This window comes from Winogradskyella sp. MH6 (assembly GCF_022810765.1).
Lineage (GTDB): Bacteria > Bacteroidota > Bacteroidia > Flavobacteriales > Flavobacteriaceae > Winogradskyella.
Genome location: NZ_CP094494.1, coordinates 1,650,649 through 1,668,233, shown reverse-complemented (window position 1 = coordinate 1,668,233; position 17,585 = coordinate 1,650,649). Strand labels below are relative to the sequence as shown.

At 34.5% G+C, this 17,585-nt stretch carries 15 protein-coding genes and 1 tRNA gene; 6 read left to right on the top strand and 10 right to left on the bottom strand.

What is annotated here, in order from left to right:
- Positions 1-93 precede the first annotated feature (93 nt).
- The 8 genes from MST30_RS07505 to MST30_RS07470 all read right to left on the bottom strand — a co-directional run bounded on the left by MST30_RS07505 (position 94) and on the right by MST30_RS07470 (position 10,949).
- Positions 94-2,118 carry a tetratricopeptide repeat-containing sensor histidine kinase gene (locus MST30_RS07505; RefSeq protein ID WP_243473767.1) on the bottom strand — a complete coding sequence of 675 codons (2,025 nt, stop codon included), beginning with the start codon at positions 2,116-2,118 and terminating at the stop codon, positions 94-96.
- Positions 2,119-2,257: 139 nt separating this feature from the next.
- Positions 2,258-2,428: a hypothetical protein gene (locus tag MST30_RS07500; RefSeq protein ID WP_243473766.1), complete on the bottom strand. Its 171-nt coding sequence runs from the start codon at positions 2,426-2,428 to the stop codon at positions 2,258-2,260.
- A gap of 489 nt (positions 2,429-2,917) precedes the next feature.
- A tRNA-Asp gene (locus tag MST30_RS07495) sits at positions 2,918-2,991 on the bottom strand.
- 76 nt (positions 2,992-3,067) lie between these two features.
- Positions 3,068-3,997, bottom strand: coding sequence for a DUF58 domain-containing protein (locus MST30_RS07490; protein ID WP_243473765.1), 930 nt, complete (start codon positions 3,995-3,997; stop codon positions 3,068-3,070).
- A 68-nt stretch (positions 3,998-4,065) separates the two neighbouring features.
- Entirely contained in the window at positions 4,066-4,383 is a 318-nt protein-coding gene (trxA, locus tag MST30_RS07485) for a thioredoxin (RefSeq protein ID WP_185787894.1), read from the bottom strand.
- Positions 4,384-4,497: 114 nt separating this feature from the next.
- Positions 4,498-8,883, bottom strand: coding sequence for a DNA polymerase III subunit alpha (gene dnaE / locus MST30_RS07480; RefSeq protein WP_243473764.1), 4,386 nt, complete (start codon positions 8,881-8,883; stop codon positions 4,498-4,500).
- A gap of 164 nt (positions 8,884-9,047) precedes the next feature.
- Positions 9,048-9,497, bottom strand: a complete 450-nt coding sequence (locus MST30_RS07475; RefSeq protein ID WP_243473763.1) for a ferritin-like domain-containing protein — start codon at positions 9,495-9,497, stop codon at positions 9,048-9,050.
- Between the two features lie 195 nt (positions 9,498-9,692).
- A complete protein-coding gene (locus MST30_RS07470) occupies positions 9,693-10,949 on the bottom strand; it encodes a DUF6252 domain-containing protein (protein ID WP_243473762.1) in 1,257 nt (418 codons plus the stop codon).
- 214 nt (positions 10,950-11,163) lie between these two features.
- Between MST30_RS07470 and MST30_RS07465 the strand changes: the two genes are divergently transcribed.
- From MST30_RS07465 to MST30_RS07440, 6 genes are all read left to right on the top strand, one after another.
- The gene (locus tag MST30_RS07465; RefSeq protein ID WP_243473761.1) at positions 11,164-11,664 is read left to right on the top strand and encodes a 30S ribosomal protein S16; all 501 of its coding nucleotides are present in this window, start codon (positions 11,164-11,166) and stop codon (positions 11,662-11,664) included.
- A 65-nt stretch (positions 11,665-11,729) separates the two neighbouring features.
- Positions 11,730-12,260: a ribosome maturation factor RimM gene (gene rimM, locus MST30_RS07460; RefSeq protein WP_243473760.1), complete on the top strand. Its 531-nt coding sequence runs from the start codon at positions 11,730-11,732 to the stop codon at positions 12,258-12,260.
- A gap of 77 nt (positions 12,261-12,337) precedes the next feature.
- Positions 12,338-13,051 (top strand): tRNA1(Val) (adenine(37)-N6)-methyltransferase, encoded by a 714-nt coding sequence (locus tag MST30_RS07455; protein ID WP_243473759.1) that lies wholly within the window; start codon positions 12,338-12,340, stop codon positions 13,049-13,051.
- A 111-nt stretch (positions 13,052-13,162) separates the two neighbouring features.
- On the top strand, positions 13,163-14,341 hold the full coding sequence (locus MST30_RS07450; RefSeq protein ID WP_243473758.1) for an acyl-CoA dehydrogenase family protein: 1,179 nt from the start codon (positions 13,163-13,165) through the stop codon (positions 14,339-14,341).
- A 109-nt stretch (positions 14,342-14,450) separates the two neighbouring features.
- Entirely contained in the window at positions 14,451-15,176 is a 726-nt protein-coding gene (locus MST30_RS07445) for an SGNH/GDSL hydrolase family protein (RefSeq protein ID WP_243473757.1), read from the top strand.
- A 51-nt stretch (positions 15,177-15,227) separates the two neighbouring features.
- Positions 15,228-16,124 (top strand): metallophosphoesterase family protein, encoded by an 897-nt coding sequence (locus MST30_RS07440; protein WP_243473756.1) that lies wholly within the window; start codon positions 15,228-15,230, stop codon positions 16,122-16,124.
- A gap of 2 nt (positions 16,125-16,126) precedes the next feature.
- Here MST30_RS07440 and MST30_RS07435 read toward each other — a convergent pair whose 3' ends face one another.
- Together MST30_RS07435 and MST30_RS07430 are read right to left on the bottom strand one after the other, a co-directional pair.
- Positions 16,127-16,462 (bottom strand): 2Fe-2S iron-sulfur cluster-binding family protein, encoded by a 336-nt coding sequence (locus MST30_RS07435; RefSeq protein ID WP_243473755.1) that lies wholly within the window; start codon positions 16,460-16,462, stop codon positions 16,127-16,129.
- Positions 16,463-16,470: 8 nt separating this feature from the next.
- Entirely contained in the window at positions 16,471-17,523 is a 1,053-nt protein-coding gene (locus MST30_RS07430; RefSeq protein ID WP_243473754.1) for an NAD(P)/FAD-dependent oxidoreductase, read from the bottom strand.
- Positions 17,524-17,585 lie beyond the last annotated feature (62 nt).

Below are 17,585 nucleotides of genomic sequence, written 5' to 3'. Positions count from 1 at the left end.
TGTCTCTAGTTTTTAATAAGACAGATGCAATTCATTAGTATAAAGTTTATCTAACTTCAAACTTTTATACTAATTCATGTTCATGTCGATTGGTTATTCATAGGGAATCTTAACATTAACTGTTGTACCATTTCCAGATTGAGAGGTAAAGGTGATTTTTCCGTTAATGTCCTCAACACGAGACATCATGTTCTTTAAACCAATACCTTTTTTGCTTTTCGATGTATCGAAGCCCTCTCCATCATCAATGATGTCTAGGCAAATTACATCTTTTTCTAAAGAAATACTAATTTTTATAGCTTTAGCATTGGCATGCTTGTAAATGTTTTGCATGGATTCCTGAATGATTCTGTAGATATTAATTTTTGTTTTATTAGATACAGAATCCCAACTGATATCATCGGTATAATTAAATTCGTATGTTAGTCCATAAGCCTTAGTTTGATTTTCAATAAGCTCTGAAACAATATCCATAAATCCAGAACCTGAAACAAAATCTGTATTTAACTCATGTGAAATCTTGCGTATATCTTCTTCTATAATTTTTAGCTGACCAATGTAGTTAGCTCTGGTCATCATAGCGTCTTTACCATCTTTAAAGTTAATACTATCTAGGCTAAGACGTGTCCCAAACAAACGCCCCAGCACACCATCATGTAACTCTTCTGATATTCGCTTTTTCTCTAGTGTCCTAGCTTCATCAACTTTATCTTGCTGACTTAACATTAAGTTATAAATGTCCTCATTGGCCTTTTGCTGAACTTGAATGAGTTTGAGTTTTCTGTTTTTAGCTCTTTGTGATATGAATAAATAAACTAAAATTGCTGTAAGCAATAATCCAGCAGATAAAATAAGCAGATAAAGATTTTCTCTTGAGATTTGTTTGTTTTCAGCTTCGAGTTGGTCGGTTTCGTATTCTATTCTTGCGAATTTATTTCTAACAGCTCTTTCTACTTTTAAAAGACTATCACTTAACTTAATATGCTCTTTCAGATAATTTTTACTTTCTTCTCCCTTAGTAAGATCTGACAATAAAAACATTGATTCTAAGTACAGTTCGTTTATAGGAATATCTTTAGATATCTTATAACTCTGTTTTGCATAGTTTAAAGCTGAATTAAACTCATTATTAGCTTTATAAAATTTTGCAAGATCAATAGATGCGGCAAGTTTTGTATAAGAATCATCTATACTATCGGCAATTTTTAATGCTTTATGAAAATCTTTTTCTAGTGATTTATAATCGTAATTCCCTTTTAAAAATTTTGTAAAAGTGTAATTATTCAATATTAGAGCATAGAATGTAATGTCATTTTCTTTTAATTCTTTATTTTGAAGTAATTCACCAAAAATCTCTAACGACCTATCTAATTCCCCTTTTTCACGATAGGCAAAAGCTAAATTATTTAACGTTTGTAAAGCTTTTGACTCACCATCATCAATAGTTTTAGTTACATCAAATGCTTGGTTATGATAATCAATAGATTGTTCATAATTTTCGAGCTTTAAAGAGACAAGTCCCAATAGATTATACGCATAGTATTTATCTAAATTTTGAGATTCATATTCTTCTAAACTATTAATTATTTTAAGTGCCTCTATTGCATTTTGCTCACTCCCCAAGTAATCTTTTTCATCATCTTGGATTGTTGCTAAAGCTGTCAATACTGCGGCTTTCTCATTTAAAACATTTAATGCATCATAATATTTTAAAGCCTGCAAATAATAGCTATAAGATTCTGAAGTATTATCTGCTATCTGATAATAATAAAAGCCTAAATTACTACTAGATCTGGCTATTGCAGATGAGTCATTAAGTTTTTGGGCAAATGACAAGTTTTTTAAAGTAGAGTCTCTAAACAAATCATACTCACCAGTCATTAAGTATATGAAAGAGAGGTTTCTCTCACTCTTTAAAAGTGTTGAATCAATTTTTGTTTTTAAGGAAAGTTCAACTGCCCTTTTTGCAAAATTTATTCGTTTTTCTTTTGATAAGGATGATTTTGTTGAATTTTCTCTGAGAAGAATAATAGAGTCTAATAATTCATGCTTCTCTTGACTATAAACTGCCGAAGAGATTAAAATGATAAATAGTAAACAAAATATTTTAACTTTCAAAAGCGCTATTTTATACGCTCAAAGTTATGATTTTTTTGAGAAGTATTTATCTATAATTTAATTATCAAAATCTTACAACAAGTTTAGCCTACAACTTGTTAGATGTTGTAGGCTAAACTAATTTTGTATCATATAATATCTATCCTTGAGAAGGTAGTTTTAATTCTTTTTTACCGTGAGCCAATAAATCAATTTTTGTTGGTTGGCTAATATTACTATTTTCATCAGTTTCAACCTTGTCAGATTGTACACCAGACACAGTTAGTAAAGCAATGGCAACTAAAGCTAAAGTAATTTTTAGGGTTTTCATAAGTATCAATTTAGGGTTAAATAGTCAATATTAAATTTTGTAACAACTATTGTTACGTTGAGGGAGGGGAATGGATAATTAACTATTAAAGGTTAAAACCTTAAATTGTACTAAAAATAAAACGAGGGACGTTTTAGTAAATGTCTAATGGATTATTAAATTTCTTGAAAGTTTGATTTGAGGGCTTGCAAGAGCTAACAAATATACAAGGATTTACTTCATAAACAAAAAAATTACCGATAAAGTGATTAAAAATGTCGTTTAAAAACATGTTTTTGTTCAAAACGTGTTAAAAAACTCATTTAACTAGGATAAGAATATATGTGCTAAAACAAAAAAGCATCCCGATTTTCTATTAAGAAAAAAGGAAAGCCTTTCATTGGTAAATATCCAAATAAACTTGGATTTCTACTACGTCTCAGAAATTAATCTGAGCACAACACAACGTCTTTTATACTAAAAAAGCTTCCTATTACCAGAAGCTTTTTGCGGTCTGGACGGGACTCGAACCCGCGACCCCCTGCGTGACAGGCAGATATTCTAACCAACTGAACTACCAGACCGTTGCATAATTGCGAGGGCAAATATACACTGTCTTTTTAATTCCGCAAACAAAAAATAAAAAAATATTTATTCCTTTTAAACAAATTTTTGACGCTCAATCATATAAGTGGTTAATATCTGATCAAAACCTTTCCTTATATCAGCCTCTACATACTTAATTCTGTATTGACCACATTTTAATTTCAAAGATTTGAAATAAGTATTTACGGCCTTTTTGTAATTATCTTTAATGTTGTCTGGGTATAAATTGATATACTCTCCTGTTTCAACATCAATAAACCGTTTAGGTCTATTATCAAATTCAAACGTTAATTCTTTCTCCTTATCAAATACATGAAACAATACGACTTCATGTTTGTTATGCTTAAGGTGACGAAGCGCTTCAAACAACTTTTCGTCGTCTTCTGAAGTTTGAAACATATCTGTAAACACAAAAATTAATGATCGTCTGTGAATTTTTTCTGCAATTTGATGTAAATACGTGTATGTCTCCGTGCTTTTTGAATCTGGTTTTGATACTACAGCTTCACTGAGTTTACTTAGCAACATTTGATGATGTCGCTCACTTCCTTTTTCTGGAGCATAAAAATCGTAAGTATCACTATAGATACTTAACCCGACAGCATCGCGCTGTTTTTTTAATATGTGCATTAAAGACGCGCAAGCTAAAGCCGAAAAAGCAGATTTGTTAAGGTTATCTATTGTTGTACTAGCAGATTCTGGATAATGCATAGAGGTACTGTTATCCAAGATGAGATGACATCTTAAATTGGTTTCTTCATCGTAGCGTTTAGTGTACAATCGGTCTGTTTTAGCATACAGTTTCCAGTCGATGTGCTTGGTGCTTTCGCCTTGATTGTAAATCTTATGTTCTGCAAACTCTGCCGAAAAGCCATGAAAAGGGCTTTTGTGCATCCCAGCAATAAAGCCTTCAACAACTTGCTTTGCTAAAAGTTCTAGGTTTTTAAAACCACCTGCTTTATTAAGTTCTAACTGTAAATCCATCAATTACCGAAACTAAAAAAGGTTTGCCGTATAGACAAACCTTTTATCATTTCTTTTAGAAGTCTATTTTATAAAAGTGCGTCGATTGCTTCTGCATAAGCATTTTTAGGAGCTACACCTACTTGACGACCTACTACTTCACCATTTTGAAATACTAAAACCGTAGGTATGTTTCTTACACCATACTTAGCCGCAAACTCTTGGTTAGCGTCTACATCAACCTTACCAACTACAGCTTTACCTTCGTACTCAGAAGAGATTTCGTCAATGATTGGCCCAACCATACGACATGGTCCACACCAAGCTGCCCAAAAATCTACCATTACTGGTTTATCACTTTTTAATACTGTTTCTTCAAACGTTGCATCTGTTATTTCTAATGCCATAATATCTATTATTAATTAAGTTCTACTTTGTTTACGCAAAATTAGTCAAAAATTCTGCCAAACCTTACAATGGGTGTATTTGTTTTGGTTATGACTTTATTGTTTTGGATTATGCTAATTCAATTTATACTTTACATCTAAACCTTTTAACTCATTGAGTAACTCTTGAGAAATTTTCACTTTCTGCTTTCTGCTTGGCATACTTAGCTTTAATTTTTCGGAATTATCATAGACCAAAAAATTTAAGTTTTTATTCCCTTCATGCATTCGTATTAAATCTTGCAATTGCGTAATAGTGTCTTTTTCTAAATCGTGAATATTAAGCTGAATAGATAATTTCTTAGCATAAGTATCCATTACATCGTGTAACAATTGGAAATTATTAAATTGAATTCTAGGATCTCCTTTTTGACCTGTTTCTCTATTCATCCAACCTTCCCGAACAAAAGCACGTACGTACACAAAGGAATTTACCACAAAAAAGTGCCTGAACTTTAAGTAATCTTCTCCAAAAATCCTAAACTCGTAACTGTCTGTATAATCTTCAATTGTAAATAACGCCCAGCCTTTTCCTTGTTTACTAACACGATGTTGCACATCTGTTACAACTCCACCAAAAGTAATTTCTCTATTAACAACTGAGTGCAAATCATTAAACACTGAAATGGTTCCATTACAAAAATTCTTCATTTCTATTTTGAAATCATCTAGTGGATGACCAGAAATATAAATACCAACCACTTCCTTTTCTCTGGAAAGTTTCTCCATCGTTCCCCAATCTTCACAAGGTGGTACTTGAGGTTCTGCAATTTCAACACCACTGGCTTCACCAAACAAACTTACTTGGGCAGAATTTTCATTCTCCTGATGTTTTGCACCATATTTCATTGCCTTTTCTAAAAAGGTAATACCATCACCATCGTGCGCGAAATATTGAGCGCGATGGGTATCTTCAAAACAATCAAACCCTCCAGCATAAGCTAAACCTTCAAATGATTTTTTGTTGGCTGCTCTTAAATCTACACGCTTTGCCAAATCGAAAATTGACTTGTAATTACCACCTTCTTTTCTGTTTTCTACAATGGTTTTCACGGCTCCATGACCAACACCTTTTATAGCTCCCATTCCGAAACGAACCGCATTATCCTGATTTACAGAAAACTTGTAATAACTTTCGTTTACACTAGGTCCCAAAACAGGAAGTCGCATACGCTTACACTCTTCCATAAAGAAGGTTACCGACTTAATATCGTTCATATTATTGGACAGTACAGCTGCCATATATTCTGCTGGATAATGTGCTTTTAAATAAGCCGTTTGATAAGCAATCCACGCATAACAAGTGGAATGCGATTTATTGAAAGCATAACTCGCAAAAGCTTCCCAATCTTTCCAGATTTTTTCAAGCTTGGTTTTATCCATACCTTTTGCAGCTGCTTGCTCAATAAATTTTGGCTTCATTTTATCCAATACTGCCTTTTGCTTTTTACCCATGGCCTTACGTAAGACATCAGCTTCACCTTTGGTAAAATCAGCCAATTTTTGCGACAATAACATTACTTGCTCTTGATAAACCGTAATTCCGTATGTTTCGGCTAAGTATTCTTCTGTTTCAGGTAAATCATACACAATTTCTTCATCTCCATGCTTACGACGAATAAAACTCGGAATATATTCCATTGGACCTGGACGATACAAAGCATTCATAGCAATAAGGTCATCAAAAACCGTTGGTTTTAAATGCTTCATGTGCTTCTGCATTCCTGGTGATTCATATTGAAAAATCCCAACAGTTTCACCTCTTTGGAATAATGCATAGGTTTCTTCGTCATCTAATGGAAAATTCTCTGGATCGAGCTCAATACCGTGCTTTGCCTTTACAATCTTAACCGTATCTTTAATTAAGGTTAAGGTCTTCAAACCCAAGAAATCCATCTTGAGTAACCCAGCACTTTCTACAACCGAGTTGTCAAACTGCGTGACATATAAATCTGAATCTTTTGCTACCGAAACCGGAACATAATTGGTAATGTCACCTGGCGTAATGATTACGCCACAAGCATGAATACCAGTATTTCTTACAGAGCCCTCCAAGATTCTTGCTTGGTTTACCGTTTCTGCTTGTAAATCTGAACCATCTGAAATATTAAGTAGTTGATTTACTTTCTCTAATTCTTCAGCTCTAAACTTGCTTGCTAATTCTTTTTCGCTCTTACCAAATATCTTTCCGAGTTTGGACATATTCGGAATTAACTTCGCAATATGGTCTGCTTCATTTAATGGCAAATCTAACACTCTAGCTGTGTCTCTAATTGAAGATTTAGCAGCCATTGTACCGTAAGTGATAATCTGCGCCACCTGATTGGCACCATATTTATCAATAACATACTGCATTACACGACCACGACCTTCATCATCAAAATCGATATCGATATCTGGCATACTCACACGGTCAGGATTTAAGAAACGCTCAAAAAGTAAATCGTACTTTATTGGATCTATATTGGTAATCCATAAACAGTACGCTACTACCGAACCTGCTGCCGAACCACGACCAGGACCAACGGATACATCCATTTTTCTAGCTTCTCGAATAAAATCCTCTACAATAAGGAAGTAACCAGGATAACCTGTATTTTCGATAACACTCAACTCAAAATCGAGACGTTCTTCAATTTCTGGTGTAATCTCTCCGTAGCGCTTTTTGGCACCTTCGTATGTTAAGTGTCTTAAATAGGCATTTTCTCCTCGCTTACCATTATCTACTTCATCCTCTTCATGTTTAAACTCATCTGGAATATCAAAAGCAGGTAATAATACATCACGAGCCAATTCAAACGGTTCAATTTTATCAACTACCTCTTGAATATTTACTATTGCTTCAGGAATATCTCTAAAGAGCGCTTTCATCTCTTCAGTTGACTTGAAGTAGTATTCCTGATTTGGTAATCCGTAACGATAACCACGACCACGACCTATTGGTGTGGCTTGTTTTTCACCATCTTTTACACACAACAAAATATCGTGTGCATTCGCATTTTCTTGCTCAACATAATAGGTATTATTTGTAGCAATTAGCTTTACGTCGTGCTTTTGAGCAAATTGAACAAGTACTTGATTGACACGATTCTCATCTTCCTGATTGTGACGCATCAATTCGATGTACAAATTATCACCAAAGGTGTCTTTCCACCAGATTAATGCTTCTTCGGCTTGATTTTCACCAATATTCAACACCTTACTTGGTACTTCGCCATAAAGGTTTCCTGTTAAACAAATTAGGTCCTCTTTGTATTGCTCTATTAGTTTTTTGTCAATTCTTGGCACATAGTAAAAGCCATCTGTAAATGCAGCAGAAGATAGCTTTGCCAAATTATGATAGCCATTTTTGTTTTTAGCCAAAAGCACAATTTGATATCCGTTATCTTTTCGGGTTTTATCGGTATGATCTTCACAAACAAAAAACTCACAACCAATAATAGGTTTTATTAGTTTTCCTTTCTTTTCTTCACCATTCTCTTCGGCTTCTTTATGCTTAGCTTTCACACCCTTATTGTGTGCTGATACTGCACTTACAAAGTGAAACGCTCCCATCATATTACCATGATCTGTTAAGGCAACGGCTGGCATATCTTCTTTAGCAGCTGCTGCAACCAAATCTCCAATACTGATGGTAGATTGTAAAATTGAAAACTGAGAGTGGTTATGCAAATGCACAAACTCTGCATCAGCCAATTTTGCAATAGCCTCTTTGTTAGTTTGTGTGGGTGTGTCTTGAGATTGCTCTTTTTGAAGCCTTGCATTTATCTTAGCACTCTCGCGTTTAAGATTAAGATGTTTTAGTCCAATTAACTGAATTGGTTGCGGATTGGCTTCAGAAAATTTCTCAAAATAATCTGGTTGAACATCTAACTGTTCTTTTGTATATTCTTTTCTTCTGACTAATTCTAAAAAACAACGTGTTGTAGCTTCAACATCGGCAGTTGCGTTATGGGCTTCGGCAAATGGCTGGTTAAATAAAAACTCGTGTAATTCTGTTAATGTTGGAAGCTTAAACTTTCCTCCTCTACCACCAGGAATTTTACATAACTCGGCCGTATGCTCTGTACAGGTATCTAATACTGGTAATTCTTGTAATTGGTTTGCGACATTCCCTCTTACAAATTCGGCACCCATAATGTTAAGATCGAACCCAACATTCTGACCAACCACAAATTTAGTTTTCTCTAAAACAGCATTAAATTTTTCTAAAACTTCGGCAAGAGAGATACCTTGTTCTGCCGCTAATTCTGTAGAAATACCATGAATTTTCTCAGCATCGTAAGGTATATTAAAACCATCTGGCTTAACCAAATAATCTTGATGATCTATACAATTACCCATCGCATCATGCAACTGCCATGCTATCTGAATACACCTTGGCCAGTTATCTGTATCTGTGATTGGTGCATCCCAACGCTTTGGTAAACCTGTGGTTTCAGTATCGAAGATTAAGTACATAAATTACCTGTTTTAGACCTTGAAAAAGAGTATGAATTTGTCGTAAAAATAGCCCTTAAAATTACATAGAATTTCGACTTATTTGAAGGTAAGTTGTTAAGAGTTTTAAACATAAAAAAAGCCACGCAAAAGCGTGGCTTCATCTTAACCTAACCTAGAAGTAATTATGACAACACTTCTTCATATAATTTCACAGAACTAATTGCTGCTTCAATCGAATTTCTTTGCTCTCGCAACAATTCAATTAACCTTGATGGAAAATTATTATTACTTAATAATTCATTATACTCATCTAAACTAGCTTTCTCTCCTCTTAAAGCCTCTTCTAGAATCGTTTCTTCGCTGTTTGAAGAGAAGGTTGCTCTTAAACTCATCCAATTTCTATGCATTGTTCCTTTAAAACTTCCTGAATCTTCTGGGATTTCGCCATAAGTGATGATTTCTGTTCTCAATTGGCGCGCAAATTTTGAACGTTGCTCTGCCATGTTTTTAAAGAAGTTTTTCACACTCACATTATCCACTTCTGAAATTGCGTTGATGTAGCCTTTCTCTGCATCGTAATTTTTTACTAAAAGTTCATTTAACTTGTCTGAAATTTCTTTGTCGTACTTCATAATATCTTTATTCATTTTTTAATTTCAATAAGTTCTTTATAGATGTGTATTGTTTCACATCTGCCTTTATAGTATAACATTCATATACCTTGAAGTCAAGTAATTTAACACCATTTAATAGTCTTTAACAGCCTTTAACAAAAAAGCGCTATTTGAAAATTTCAAATAGCGCTTTTGTATAATTCAGTGCTTTTATTAAACCTGAAGATAATCTGGCACTCCATCACCATCAGCATCATCATTAGTTGGGTCTCCATCCATATTAGCATCTTCGTTAATGGTTAATATACCATCACCATCATCGTCAGTATCTAAATAATCTGCGTCACCATCTCCATCTGTATCTGTTGGGTTACCATCAACATCTAATTGCAATTCAACCGAGGTTGGAACATTATCACCATCATCATCAGCATCTAAATAATTTGCAATACCATCACCATCTGTGTCGTCATTTGTCAAATCACCATCTCCATTGAAATCTTCAAATACATTTGGCACTCCATCACCATCATCATCACCACAATCTAAACTATCTATTTCAGCTTGTATTGACCCATCTTCATCACCACAAAAATCAATCTGTTCTTGGAGATATACTTGATATTGCGCACATTTCTCGTCAAAATTACCAATAGTCGCAGTGTTGTATTGCACTTCTGCCTCATTTCTGTTATTAGTAGCAATTTCACAACTTATTTGACAGCTACCTAAATCATCTATCATTTGCTGAATTGAACCATCTATGTCACCGCAATAATTGCGTTGAGTCATTAAAGCTTGTGTGTAAGCATTACATGCCGCCTCAAAACCTGAACTACTTACAAACCCATCACCTCCAACTTGCTGAGCTTCAGTATACGCTGCTTCTGCTGTAGCAACATCCATTTCTGTATCTACACATGTAATTGGATCTGCAGGAATTGAACCTGAAATTAATGGCACTCTATAAAACACACCTCCGTAGATAGGACCTGTTTGCCCTGTAACAGGATCAACACCTTCTTCACCAGTTAACCCAGTAAAATTAACCGACTGAAGTCCAGATGAGTTAAAAGCAGTAAACCTAAATGTACCTGTGAATCTATTATTTTCTATCTCATTTAAACGCATTTCGCCATATTCAGGATAAACAGAAACACTTGGATCTGGTCTGTTGTTGGTTGAAAAAACCGTGCCATCAGCTGTTGTAAAACGTGCCTCAATTGTATTAACATCCCCAAAAACATAAACACCTACAGCAACTGTAGGTATTATTAATTCTAAGGTTTCAATATTGTTGGTACCATAAAGTGTTAAAAAACCATTTTCATCAATACTTGCAGAATAGGCTTTTGCTCGCCAAGACGCTCCATCTAAAGAACCTTGAAAAGCAGGAGAGTTAAATTCAACTTCATCACCACAGCTAAATACTGATATTAAGATAAGGGATAAGACTATTAATTTTTTCATTATTAAGCGGAAATTAATCGTTGTTTCAAATATAACGAAACAAGAATCCCAAAAGTATAATATTTTTTTATACTAGACTTACTCCTAGACTGCACTTTTGTTTAAAGTAGCAATCTTTTAGTTAAAATGGCTAAAAGGCTTTAAAATCAAAAAAATGTATTATCTTTGCGCCCTCATTAATAACAGAGGTCGAGAACCTCATTAATTAATTATTATGCCTGTAAAAATTAGATTACAAAGACACGGTAAAAAAGGAAAGCCTTTTTACTGGATCGTAGCAGCGGATTCTCGCGCTAAAAGAGATGGTAAATACTTAGAAAAATTAGGTGCTTACAATCCAAACACAAACCCTGCAACTATTGAGCTTGACGTAGATGGAGCTGTAAAGTGGTTAGAAAATGGTGCACAACCAACTGACACTGCTAAAGCAATTTTATCTTACAAAGGTGCTTTATTAAAGAAGCATTTAGCAGGTGGTGTAAAAAAAGGTGCTTTAACTGAAGAGCAAGCAGAAGCTAAATTCAACGCTTGGTTAGAAGAAAAAGCAGCAAAAGTACAAGCTAAAGCTGATGGCTTATCTAAAGCAGATGCCGATGCTAAAGCAAAAGCTCTTGAAGCAGAAAAAGCTGTAAACGAAGCTCGTATCGCAGCAAATGCTCCTGTAGTTGAAGAAGAAGTTGCTGAAGAAACAACCGCTTCTAACGAAGAAGAATAAAAAATTTATTTTTATACTTTTAAACCCTGACATTTATCGTCAGGGTTTTTTATTTGATATAGCTCATGAAAAAAGAAGATTGTTTTTACCTAGGGAAAATTGTAAAAAAGTACAGCTATAAAGGCGAACTTTTAGTCAAATTAGACACGGACGAACCAGAACTTTATGAAAATATAGATGCTGTTTTTATGGATCTTAGAGGCAATTTAGTTCCATTTTTTATTGAATCTTCTCAGCTACATAAATCTGATTTACTTAGACTAAAATTTGAAGACGTAGATACCGAAGCAGATGCTGATGCTTTAATAAAATCTGAACTATACTTACCCTTAGATTTACTACCAAAATTAGAAGGCGACAAATTTTATTATCATGAGGTTATTGGCTTCACCATTAAAGACAAAAACTTTGGAGAAGTTGGAGTCATCAAAGCCATTAACGACAGCACAGCCCAAGCACTCTTTGAAATCGATAGAAATGGTGTTGAAATTTTAATACCTATGAATGATGAGTTTATCGTTAAAGTTGATAAACCCAACAAAACGATTGAGGTTGAAACTCCTGAAGGACTAATAGAACTTTATCTTGAAGAATAAATTATCGTTCTGAGCAAAGCGAAAAATCTTATACTAAGATTGCCACGTCCTTCGTCCTCGCAATGACACTTGACTATATGGAAAAGCCTTTTAAATTCAAACAGTTTACGGTAAAACAAGATTGTTGTGCTATGAAAATTGGCACAGATGGCGTTTTACTTGGTGCTTGGACGTCTGTAAAAAACAATCCTTTCAGCATTTTAGATGTTGGTGCTGGCACAGGAATTTTGAGTCTTATGATGGCTCAAAGAAGTTATGCTGAACAAATTGAAGCTATCGAAATAGATGATGATGCCTACGAGCAATGTGCTGAGAATTTTGAAAGCTCACCATGGAACGACCGTTTGTTTTGCTATCACGCTTCACTTTTGGAGTTTGTTGAGGAAGTTGAAGATGCCTTCGATTTAATTATTTGTAATCCTCCGTTCTATTCTGAAGATTATAAAACAGACAATAAGTCTAGAGACTTAGCGCGTTTTAATGATGCTATGCCTTTTAAGCACATTATTTATGGTGTGGCACATTTGCTTGCTGAAGATGGGATTTTTTCAATCATTATTCCTAAAAAAGAAGAAAGCGAGTTTATTGAATTAGCTTCTACAATTGGACTTCATCCACAACGTATTCTTCATGTTAAAGGAAACCCAGATTCTGATATAAAGCGAAGCTTAATCGAATTTAGCTATTCTAAAAAAGACGTTGAAATTTCAGAGTTAATTATAGAAACTAGCCGTCATAATTATACTGAAGACTACATTAATCTCACCAAAGATTTTTATTTGAAAATGTAACGCTTCTATTGGGCAATGATATCGATTTCGTTACTTTTGTGAAACTTTTAAAATAACAGCTTCTATTTTGATAAATCTTCAAAATTAGAAGTTATAAATACCATAATCAGAATGAAACCAGATTTATTTGAAGCTCCTGACTATTACAACTTAGACGAATTACTTTCAGAAGAACATAAACTTGTACGTGATGCAGCCAGAGAATGGGTAAAACGTGATGTTTCCCCAATTATTGAAGAAGCAGCTCAAAAAGCAGAATTTCCAACCTCAATTATTGGTGGTTTGGCTGAAATTGGCGCTTTTGGACCATACATTCCTGAAGAATATGGTGGTGCTGGTTTAGACCAAATTTCTTATGGTCTTATCATGCAAGAAATAGAACGTGGAGATTCTGGAGTACGTAGTACAGCATCTGTACAATCGTCTTTAGTAATGTATCCTATCTGGAAATATGGTAATGAAGAGCAACGTCAAAAATACTTACCAAAATTAGCCTCTGGTGAATGGATGGGTTGTTTTGGTCTTACTGAACCAGACCATGGTAGTAATCCTGGTGGAATGGTTACGAATTTTAAGGATATGGGAGACCATTATCTTTTAAATGGTGCTAAAATGTGGATTTCAAATGCACCTTTTGCACAAGTTGCAGTTGTGTGGGCAAAGAATGAAGAAGGTCGTATCCATGGACTAATTGTAGAACGTGGTATGGAAGGTTTCTCTACACCAGAAACGCATAACAAATGGTCGCTTAGAGCCTCTGCTACCGGAGAATTAATTTTTGACAACGTTAAAGTTCCGAAAGAAAATCTATTACCTAACAAATCTGGGTTAGGCGCACCACTTGGTTGTTTAGATTCTGCTCGTTATGGTATTGCTTGGGGAGCGATTGGAGCAGCAATGGACTGCTACGATACTGCTTTAAGATATAGTAAGGAACGTATTCAGTTTGGAAAGCCAATCGGACAGTTTCAATTACAACAGAAGAAATTAGCCGAAATGATTACTGAAATCACTAAAGCACAATTATTAACTTGGAGACTTGGTGTTTTACGTAATGATGGTAAAGCAACCTCAGCACAGATTTCTATGGCTAAACGTAATAATGTGGACATGGCAATAAACATCGCTCGTGAAGCTAGACAAATGCTTGGCGGCATGGGAATTACTGGCGAGTACAGCATTATGCGCCACTCAATGAACTTAGAAAGTGTGATTACTTACGAGGGCACACATGACATTCACTTATTAATTACAGGTTTAGATATTACAGGCTTAAATGCTTTTAAGTAAAAATGTTATTCATTATATAATAAAAAAATGCTTCTCAAAATTTGGGAGGCATTTTTGTTTTAAACACAATCTAAAACCTGAGTGTATTTAATTCCGTATATTAAATACCATGAAGCAACTAACAACAACACTCATTATTTTCATTTTGCTCTCTTGTGCAAAAAACGATGATTACGAATACATTTTCAACACTTCCGATGATAATCCGATAGGTGAAATTAATGATAGTATCATTTCAATTCTAAGTTTAGGAGATAGCTATACCATTGGACAAAGTGTTTGTGAAACTTGTCGGTTTCCTGAACAATTAAAAGATAGTCTCATTATTTCAGTTGACTCTCAAGATTTTGATTTAAAAGTTATAGCTCAGACAGGTTGGACAACCACTAATCTTGTAAATGCTATAAATAGTGAAAACATAGACAGTAATTACGACTTGGTTACGTTACTTATTGGTGTGAACAATCAATATCAACATAAGGAATTTTCATTATACGAATCAGAATTTCCTCAGTTAGTCCAGATGGCAATTAATGCCGTAAATGGGGACAAAGATAAACTTATAGTAATCTCTATTCCAGATTATGCCTATACTCCTTTCGGTCAACAAGACTTTTATTTTGATACTATTTCTGCCGAAATAGACCAGTATAATACTTATGCCGAAAATTATTGCAATTCCCAAGATATAACCTATGTCTATATTACCGATATTACAAGACTTGGTGTAGAACAACCTGAGCTAGTTGCATCAGATGGCTTGCATCCTTCCGAATTGGCCTACTCAAAATTTGTTGAGCGTATATTGCCACATGCCTTAGAAAAAATTGATTGAGTTTATCCTCATTATTTGATTTCTGCTTATTTTAGTTGAAAATGTTTCTGAATGTCTTCAAAAACCAGATTAGATAGGGCTTATAAGAATGCTCCAATCATTTCGTTTGATGATACGAGTAAGTTTATCCTCTTTAGCGATTGTCATAGAGGTGACAATAGTTTTGCAGACGATTTTGCTAATAATAGAAACATTTACTTTCATGCTCTAAAGCATTATTACAATGAAGGTTTTAGCTATTGCGAACTTGGTGATGGTGACGAATTATGGGAAAACTTATCTTTTGATTCTATCCTAAATGCTCACAAGAATGTCTATATGCTCATGAAGCAATTTCATGAAGAAAACAGACTGCATATGATTTGGGGAAATCACGATATGGTTTATCGCGACCCTAAATATGTAGAAAAAACGCTTTCTACTTATTTTGATCCCAAAGTGGGTGAAGATGTTGAACTGTTTTGCGATATTAAATATCATGAAGGTATTATTCTAAAACATGAAGAAACCAATCAGGAACTATTTTTAACTCATGGCCATCAAGCGGATTGGTGGAATTACTTATTTTGGAGATGGAGTCGTTTTATGGTTCGTATTTTATGGAAACCCTTAAATGTTATGGGTATTGCAGACCCAACAAGTCCTGCCAAAAACTATAAAGAACTCATTAAAGTAGAACGTAGAACTAAAAAATGGATTACTGAAAACAATAATTTAATTACAATAGTAGGTCACACGCACAGACCACGTTTTCCAGAGCCTGGCGAAATTGCTTTTTTTAATGACGGTAGTTGTGTTCACCCAAGAAGTATTACAGGTATTGAAATTGAAGATGGAAAAATCTCACTTATCAAGTGGCAAATTGTGACTACCGAAGATGGCACTCTAAAAATAGATCGCTTTTTACTTGAAGGACCTACTCCTTTAATTGAATATAAAACCGAATAAATTTAGCTCTCAGGTGCCAACTCTATTTCTAAACCTTCCAATTCTGGAGTAATAGGAATTTGACAACCTAATCGAGAATTATCTTTTACATAAAACGCTTCAGACAACATCGCTTCTTCATCATCTTGCATTTCTGGCAATTCTGTATCACTTAACACATAGCATTGGCACGATGCGCACATGGCCATCCCACCACAAACACCAATAGTCCCTTCTGGAGCAAGTTCATAAGAACGAACCACTTCCATAAGATTCATAGCCATATCAGTTGGTGCTTCAATCTTATGGGTTACACCATCACGATCAATGATTGTTATATTAACGTCTTGATTTTCCAAATGATTTTTTATTCTATTGCTTTAACAACTGCTTTTGGTGCTTCCTTTCGCGTACCATCAAAACCATCTACACCTGCTACCGTTGTATATTTTAACACATAACGTTTGCCTGGATTTATGATTTGATATGCTGCCTGGCACATCAAGGTAGCTTCATGAAAACCACAAAGAATTAATTTTAGTTTACCAGGATAGGTATTAACATCTCCTATGGCAAAAATTCCAGGAATATTTGTTTGATAATCTAACGCGTTATTCACTTTTATGGCGTTTTTTTCAATCTCTAATCCCCAATTAGCAATAGGCCCTAATTTAGGAGATAAACCAAATAACGGTACAAAATGGTCACATTCTTTTTTGAAAACTTTAGCTTCTTGCTTTACCGTAACGCTTTCTATTTTTCCTTCACCTTCAAGTCCAACAACTTCAGCAGGAGTAATTAAATTAATCTTACCTGCAGATTTTAATTCTTGTACTTTTTCAACAGAGTCTAAATGTCCTCTAAACTCATTTCTTCTATGAATTAATGTTACTTCGGAAGCTACATCACTTAAAAATATACTCCAATCTAATGCAGAATCTCCACCACCAGCTATGACCACTCTTTTATTACGGTACATTTCTGGCTCTTTAATCATATATTCCACACCTTTATCTTCGTAGTCAGAAATATTATCTATTAGTGGTTTTCTAGGCTCAAAACTACCTAAACCACCTGCAATAGCTACTACTGGTGCTTTATGTTTTGTTCCTTTATTTGTCGTTACAATAAAAGAACCATCTTCTTGCTTCTCAATGGTATCAGCGCGCTCACCCAATGTAAACCCAGGTTCAAATTGCTTGCATTGTTCCATTAATTTATTGGTTAAATCACCTGCTAATATCTCTGGATAAGCCGGAATATCGTAAATGGGTTTTTTGGGATAAATTTCTGAACATTGACCACCAGGCTGTGGAAGCGCATCAATAAGATGACATTTTAATTTTAATAAACCTGCTTCAAAAACTGTAAAAAGGCCTGTTGGTCCAGCACCAATAATGAGTATATCTGTTGTAATCATGTTGTTAAGAATTGGAGACAAATGTAATAAGGTAGTATGACCTAAAATGTGACAAATGTCAC